Below are 6,713 nucleotides of genomic sequence, written 5' to 3'. Positions count from 1 at the left end.
CAATGTCGAACACCATCAAGCGCGCTTTCGCTACCGCAGCCATCGCCGCCTTCGCCCTGGCCGCCGGAGCGGGCATCGCCTCCGCTGACGCGAACGGCGGTGCGGGCGCACCCGGTGGCGCGGGCGGATCCGCCCAGTCGGGTAACGCCCAGACCGGCAACGGTGGCAACGCCACCGGTGGTGCGGGCGGCAACGGCAACGTGGCCATCGGCGGCGTGAACATCGGCAACGGCAACCAGGGTGGCGTGTCCTCCGGAAACGGTGGCGGCGCGATCGGCGGGAACAGCGGCAACGCGACCACCGGTGACGCGAACGGTGGCGGTGGCGGGGCCGGTGGCGCCGGCGGCGCGGGCGGGACGAACAACCCGACCACCACCAACACCACGACCACGACGACCACCGAGGAGAGCTGCAGCTTCCCGTTCATCTTCTGCTGATCCACCGGCACGACCCGACCACCCAGGGGCCGGCACCACGTCACCAGGCCGGTGCCGGCCCCCTCCACACTCCGAAGGGACCAGAAATGTTCGACAACACAATCGCCCGACGCACCACCATGGCAGCGGCTGCGGCCTTCCTCATGCTCTCCGCGGGCGCAGGCATCGCATCCGCTCAGACCCCGGACTTCGGCTTCGGGGGCCAGCAGAACGCGGCCCCCGGCAACGGCGCCCCCGGCGTGACAGGTGCCCCCGGCTCGAACGGCAATGTCGCCATCGGCGGCGCCAACGTCGGACCGATCGGTGTCGGCGGCATCGGCGCGGGCCCCGGCGGGGTGAATCTCGGCAGCGGCCCGAGTATCCCGGGACTGCCGCCCCTGAAGTAGCAATCCGGATGTAAGGATCCGCGGCGCCGAACCGATACAGCAAGTACGTGAGGAGGGCACCATGTCGAACGAGGGCACCAGGTCGAAGACAGTCCTCACGGGCGGGCGTCGGGTCACGGTCGTTGCCGACGACGGCGTTCCCCTCGCCGTCCGCGAGTACGGCAGTCCCGACGCCCCGGTCACCGCAGTCTTCGCGCACGGGCACTGCCTGCACTCGGAGTCGTGGTCGTTCCTGCGGGAGCAGTTGGCCGGTTCCTGGGGCGACGAGGTGCGGATGGTCTTCTACGACCACCGGGGGCACGGCGAGTCCGGTCACGCCCCCGCGGCGGCCTACACGATCGAGCAACTCGGCCGCGACCTCGGCGCGGTTCTCGCCGCGGTCGCGCCGCACGGGCCGGTGGTGCTCGTCGGACACTCGATGGGCGGGATGACCGCACTGACCTACGCGCGGCAGAACCCGCTGCTGGTCGGCGACCGACTGGCGGGCCTCGCCCTGATCTCGACGGCGGCGGGCGGGCTGGCCGACACCGGACCCGGACGGCTGCTGCGCGGCCCCGCGCTGTCCGTGCTGCAGGCGGCGGTCCGGTGGACGCCGCGGATAGCCCAGGGCTCGCGGCGGCTGGGTCACAACCTGTGCGGCGCGCTCGTCCGCATCGCGGCCGTCGGAAACCGCAGCGTGGACCCACGCATAGTCGCGGTGGCAGCGGCGATGGTGAACGACACCTCGGTGGCGACGATGTGCGGCTTCCTGGCGTCGTTCGCGGGATTCGACGAGACCGGGACGCTGACGACGTTGGCGGGCATCCCGTCCGTCGTGGTGTGCGGCAGCGCGGACCTGCTGACGCCGTTCTCGCACTCGACCGCGATGGCGAGCCGGTTGCCGGCCGCCGACCTGGTGCGGATCGAGGGCGCCGGGCACTCGGTGATCCTCGAGCGCCCGGCGGAGGTCGCGGGCGCGATCGCGGCGCTGGTGGCGCGAGTCGGCGCGGCGGCCGTCGGGTCGAGCGCGGCCGACCGGGGCATGGCCACGGCGACCGGTTGATCAGAGGTCGCGGGCGTTGATGATGCCGCTGTGCATCGCCCGCTCGGCCAGCCGCACCCGCTTCTGGTTCTGCGGCAGGTCCTCGACCCCGAACTTGCCGAACAGGGTGCGCAGGTGCGTCTTGACTGTGTCGACACTGAGGAAGAGTTCCGCGGCGATCTGCTGGTTCGATGCCGGGTTCGCGAACATCGCGCCGTGCTTGTAGGGCCGGCACAGCGCGGTCAGGATCGCGCGCTGCGTCTCCGTCAGCGACCGGGCGGTGGGTGTGTTGGCGGCCACCATCGTCGCCTCGACCGGTTCGCCACCGAACTCCTGGTAGGTCATCACCGTGCCACCGATCCGGATGCTGTCGCCGGTGGTGAGCCGTCGCCGGCCGACGATGCGGTCACCGTTGACGAAGGTGCCGTTGCGGGAGAGTCCGTCGTCGACGATCGTCCAGTGCGCGCCGACGCATTCGATCACCGCGTGTAGCCGGGAGACCTCGTCGTCGTCGCCGAGCCGCAGGCCCGACGTCGGGGCGCGTCCGACGGTGAGGCGGGGCAGGTCGGGCGACAGGTCCAGCAGGTGCCGACTGCCGTCGGGACCGGCGTAGACCAGCCGAGACTCAGCGGGTCTGTCCATGGGCACCTCCGAGGGCACGGGTCAATCGTGCCTCCCGGCCCCGCCGTCGGGCAAGGGCGGGGCCGGGAGACGCGACCTGTGAGCGGCGCCGGCGGGTGGGGCGCGGTCAGTACAGCGCGCCGCCGCCGAACGCCGCCCGGTGCGAGGCCGGCTGGTTGCCGTCGACGTCGGTGATGCCGTACTCCAGCGCGGTCTCCGCCACGATCTGGGTGTGTCCGCTGCGCTCGCCGACGTTCGGGTCGTTGGCCAGCGCGACGATCACCCGCCCGATGAACTCGGGGGTCTCGGCGTCCGCGAGGGAGAACCCCTCGAAGCTCTTCATGCCGCTCGCGACCATCGCCTCGTTGCGGACCAGGCCGGGCCAGAAGGACAACGCGCTGACCCCGGTGCCCTTGAGCTCGACGGCCATGTCCGCCGCCATCTTGTCCAGCCCCGCCTTGGACATCCCGTACAGCACCGAGTGCAGGTACCCGCGGGTGCCGAAGGACGAGATGTTGCCGATCAGCCCGCTGCCGCGCGGCACCATCAGCTTCGCGGCCTCGACGCTGGCGACGTAGTGCGCGCGCAGGCCGATCCCGATCAGCGAATCCCAGTCGCTGATCGGGCGCTTCCAGAACGGCTGCGAGAATCCGGCGTACCCGTCGGACGGGCCCGCCCAGGCGTTGTTGACCAGCAGGTCCAGCCGGCCGTCCTGCTCCTCGGCGATCCGGGCGAACAGCTGCTGGATCTGGGCGTCGTCGGTGTGGTCGCACTGCACCGCGACGCCCTTGCCGCCGCGCGCGTCGATCTCGCCGACGGTGGCGTCGAGTGGCCCGCCGGTGCCCACCTCGCCGCGGGAGGTGACGTAGACGGTCCAGCCGTCCGATCCGAGTGCCAGGGCGACGCCCTTGCCGACGCTGCGGCTGGCGCCGGTGACGAGGGCGACCTTGCGTTCGCTCATCGGTCCACCACCGTGTTCTCGGGCGACTGCGGCGTCGCCGCGGGGAAGTTGCCGGTGACGACCGCGTCCGCGGCCAGCGGCTGCTGGATCGACCAGGTCGCCGTGAAGTGGCACTTGGACATCTTCCACTCGCCGTCCTCGAGCAGGTACTCGTCGTCGTACTCGCCGGTGGTCAGCGTCTCGGTGCGGTCGAGCAGGTTCACCTGCCGGAACCGCAGGGTCCAGCGACCGGTGGCGGTGTGCTCGCCGGTCACGGTGATCTCCGGGTGCATGCCGTGGTGCATGTCGTAGATGACGTGCTCGCCGTCGACCTTGGCCAGCGCGACCTTGGTGAAGATCTCCGTCATCGGGTCGGCGTCCTGGAACGCGCCGAGACGGCCGTAGTCGATGTCGGCGCCGGTGCGCACGAAGCTGGCCCGGAAGGCGACCGGGTCCTTGGCGTCGCAGGCCCGCCAGTACCCGTACTTGAGTTTCTTGATCGCCTCGACCTGTTCGAGGTTGTCGATCCGCTGCGCGAGGTCCAAGATGCGTCCCGTCTGTGGCTGTTGTTGCGTGTGAGGAGACCCTAGGGTGTGCGCCGTCACACTCGCAGCGGGTCCTCCCAATCAGCGGGCGGTGACTGCTGGCAACTGCCGGATGGAGCGGGCGCACTCTGCAGGGCATGGACGCCGAACACGACGGCCGCGGCGACGGCTTGGGCTGGGGCACGGGCGACGAATACCTGGTCGAGACGCTGATCGGCGCCGACCGCACAGGACGCGGCGCTTGAGGCGAATCATGCGGCAGGCCTGCCTCGCATCGACGGTGCGTCCAACCAGGGCAAGTTCCTGGCCTTGCTGGCTCGAATGTGTGGCGCTCGAACGGTTCTGGGGATCGGGACCCTCGGCGGGTGCAGCACGATCTGGCTGCCCAGGTAGGTCGGCGACGGCGGCGTGGTGGTGAGCCTCGAGTCGCCCCCGGGCATGCGGCCGTGGCCCGGGCGAATCTCGACCGTGCCAGTGTTGGGACCGGGGTGCGGGTGATCGTCGGCGCGGCGCTGGACTCGTTGCCGACTCTCGAGGCAGAGGAGCCGTTCGACCTGGTGTTCATCGACGCTGACAGGGAGAGCAACCCCGAATACGTGCGCTGGGTGGTGCGGCTGGCGCACCCCGGCACGGTGATCGTGGTGGACAACGTGGTGCGCCGGGGCGCGGTCGGCGCCCCGGCGACCGCCAACACGCAGGCCCGTGCCGGGAAATGCTCGCGCTGATGGCGGCAGAAGCGCGACTGGACGCGACGGCGTTGCAGACCGTCGGGTCGAAGGGATGGGACGGGTTCGCGATCGCGGTCGTCGGGGACTGAGGGCCCGCCGGCGTCGATGCCGGCGCGGCAGTGAGCGCCGCGTGCCAAGGTGAGTCTTGATCCACGATGTGAGCTCGCCGGTGTGTGGGGAGGCTATTCGATGTCTGATCACGAATCCGGGACAACTCAGTGCCCATTCTGCAAGGACAGTGAAGGCTGACGCACTCCGCTGCAAGCACTGCCAATCCATGATCACGCCACAGAACCTGCCACACGGCGGAGTCTGCGCATCTTGCAAGGAGAACACCAACCCCGAGGCCGTCAAGTGCAAGCACTTCACGACGGACCTTGCGCCAGTCGGCCCGGACACTGGACACGCAGGTTCAAAGGTGATCCAGTCAACCGCAGGAGCTCAGCGCGATAACCCGGGCGCTGCACCCTGTCCGCGACTGCGGGTCGGCGCGACTGAAGCGGTGTCCCCCGGTAATCATCTCCGAGGGTGGGATTTGGTGTCTGGTTTCTTCTGATGACAAGGGCTGTGTTCCGTAACGCTTGATTGTGGTTAGAGATGCGAATCAGCAGTGACATCGCGGGCGGGAGAGAGAACAATCAGGTATCGACCAACCAGTCCTTTTCTTCGGCTGGAGAGTTTTTGCCACTGGTCCCGCGTCATGATGGCTGCTGGGGGTTGCCAGGCTGCCGGGCCTCTCCTTAAGGCTTGAGGAGGCCGCCAAGCGGCCCGCAGCAACCGGTCCGGTTTCGGCGTGTGGCTGGAGTTGGTGGATGAATCAGCCCATCTTGGCGGGGATATGTGTGCTTCGCGCTCAGCCCTCCGAAACTCGGGTCGCCGACTACTCGCAGGCCTCAGCCGGACTGATACAGGCTGGACTTACGGCGAATTTGGTTCAAAATTCTGGAGGAATTCGATGTCATCTGTAACCGATCAAATCAGCACAGTGCGTACGAATCCCGAACACGAGCTTCCTGCGTATGTCATCAGCGCACTCGACGAGGACCGAGCCAGTCGGATGGCTGCGCTCGGCCGTGGTCACGAACTGGCTACGTCGACCAAGGTGACAGCTGAGGAGCGAAGGCTACTCTCTTCCGACGGCGACGAGACCGACCAAGTCCCTGACGACAGAATCCGGAGTGCGTTGCGAGGCTTCACGGAACGAATCACTGGCAGCCCGTTGCCGACTCTCGATCTGCCGCTGACCGATCTTGATCCTGCGCCGCGCGCGATCGACAACGTCATGTGGTGGGCGAGAACGAATTGGTTCTGGGCGGGCGGTATTCAGGCGGACGACCAGTCCGACGGACTGCACTTCTACGGACACCGCGACTACAGCGGCGACAATCTGATCTCATTTTCGGTCGGTTCGTGGGCGACATTCGAGCTGCAGCCCGAGCGACGCGGGCCCTCCGCGTCTGGACGCTACTATTCCGCGCCATACGTGGAGCTATTCGGCAACGTCTACGGGTGGGCGAACTTGCAGCACTGCCCGTGGGCCTGCGACGACAAATGGTCCAAATGCAGGCTCTTCCTCCGCCAGGCGGCCATCCAGTTCGTTGACGACATCGGCACCTGGCGTCTGTGCGGTGAGAACACCTCATCGCGCCAATTGATCGACCTCGACGGCACCGGCTACGGGCATACCGAGCCGCTTCCCGGGTATCAGCCGATGCCCGCCTTGCAATTCGGGTTGCCACGCGCTGACCGGCCGCTGATCATCGACCTCGAGGTGCGTTTCGACATCCAATTAGAAGGCTCGTCCTACATCGCCTTCAGCCCAGAAGATAATCCCTCCGGCTCTGTGATCACCCGCTATTTTCAATGGCCGATCGCACCAGCCTGAAAACTCGCCGACACCGTCACCACTGGGGTTTCGTGCCTTGACCTGCCTCGATTTTCACGGGTGGCCGAGCCGTCCCGAGGAGTCCTGTGGTCGTGAGCTGATCTCGTCTTCTCGGGTGGAGGGTAGGCAGTCACGCCGCAGGTCGCCTGC

General features: G+C 68.1%; 7 protein-coding genes and 1 pseudogene. 5 read left to right on the top strand and 3 right to left on the bottom strand.

Annotation, left to right across the window (positions count from 1 at the left end):
* The 3 genes from RT2_RS08430 to RT2_RS08420 form a co-directional block, all read left to right on the top strand.
* Window positions 1-437, top strand: a 437-nt coding sequence (locus RT2_RS08430; protein WP_072844210.1) for a hypothetical protein, incomplete at its 5' end; no start/stop codon positions are given.
* A gap of 86 nt (window positions 438-523) precedes the next feature.
* Entirely contained in the window at window positions 524-823 is a 300-nt protein-coding gene (locus RT2_RS08425; protein WP_072844208.1) for a hypothetical protein, read from the top strand.
* 61 nt (window positions 824-884) lie between these two features.
* Complete coding sequence (locus tag RT2_RS08420) at window positions 885-1,865, top strand: alpha/beta fold hydrolase (protein ID WP_072844207.1); 981 nt, start codon at window positions 885-887, stop codon at window positions 1,863-1,865.
* Here RT2_RS08420 and RT2_RS08415 read toward each other — a convergent pair whose 3' ends face one another.
* The 3 genes from RT2_RS08415 to RT2_RS08405 form a co-directional block, all read right to left on the bottom strand.
* Window positions 1,866-2,486: an FHA domain-containing protein gene (locus RT2_RS08415; RefSeq protein WP_072844205.1), complete on the bottom strand. Its 621-nt coding sequence runs from the start codon at window positions 2,484-2,486 to the stop codon at window positions 1,866-1,868. It abuts the gene before it with no gap.
* A 106-nt stretch (window positions 2,487-2,592) separates the two neighbouring features.
* On the bottom strand, window positions 2,593-3,426 hold the full coding sequence (locus RT2_RS08410) for an SDR family NAD(P)-dependent oxidoreductase (RefSeq protein ID WP_072844203.1): 834 nt from the start codon (window positions 3,424-3,426) through the stop codon (window positions 2,593-2,595).
* Complete coding sequence (locus RT2_RS08405; protein WP_072844201.1) at window positions 3,423-3,950, bottom strand: nuclear transport factor 2 family protein; 528 nt, start codon at window positions 3,948-3,950, stop codon at window positions 3,423-3,425. Before RT2_RS08405 ends, RT2_RS08410 begins: the two co-directional genes overlap by 4 nt.
* A gap of 137 nt (window positions 3,951-4,087) precedes the next feature.
* Here RT2_RS08405 and RT2_RS26795 point away from each other — a divergent pair.
* Together RT2_RS26795 and RT2_RS08395 are read left to right on the top strand one after the other, a co-directional pair.
* Window positions 4,088-4,767, top strand: a pseudogene (locus RT2_RS26795) (O-methyltransferase).
* An 896-nt stretch (window positions 4,768-5,663) separates the two neighbouring features.
* Window positions 5,664-6,563, top strand: a complete 900-nt coding sequence (locus RT2_RS08395; protein ID WP_139280376.1) for a hypothetical protein — start codon at window positions 5,664-5,666, stop codon at window positions 6,561-6,563.
* The last annotated feature ends 150 nt before the right edge of the window (window positions 6,564-6,713 follow it).

The sequence above is a fragment of the Rhodococcus tukisamuensis NBRC 100609 genome (assembly GCF_001894985.1).
GTDB classification, from domain to species: domain Bacteria; phylum Actinomycetota; class Actinomycetes; order Mycobacteriales; family Mycobacteriaceae; genus Rhodococcus_G; species Rhodococcus_G tukisamuensis.
The sequence above is the reverse complement of the archived record's forward strand: the minus strand, read 5'-3'. Positions and strand labels throughout refer to the sequence as shown.

Excerpts from the sequence above, each read along its gene's own strand:
- RT2_RS08415 (WP_072844205.1), bottom strand. The coding sequence starts at position 2,486 with ATGGACAGACCCGCTGAGTCTCGGCTGGTCTACGCCGGTCCCGACGGC.
- RT2_RS08425 (WP_072844208.1), top strand. The coding sequence starts at position 524 with ATGTTCGACAACACAATCGCCCGACGCACCACCATGGCAGCGGCTGCG.
- RT2_RS08420 (WP_072844207.1), top strand. The coding sequence starts at position 885 with ATGTCGAACGAGGGCACCAGGTCGAAGACAGTCCTCACGGGCGGGCGT.
- RT2_RS08410 (WP_072844203.1), bottom strand. The coding sequence starts at position 3,426 with ATGAGCGAACGCAAGGTCGCCCTCGTCACCGGCGCCAGCCGCAGCGTC.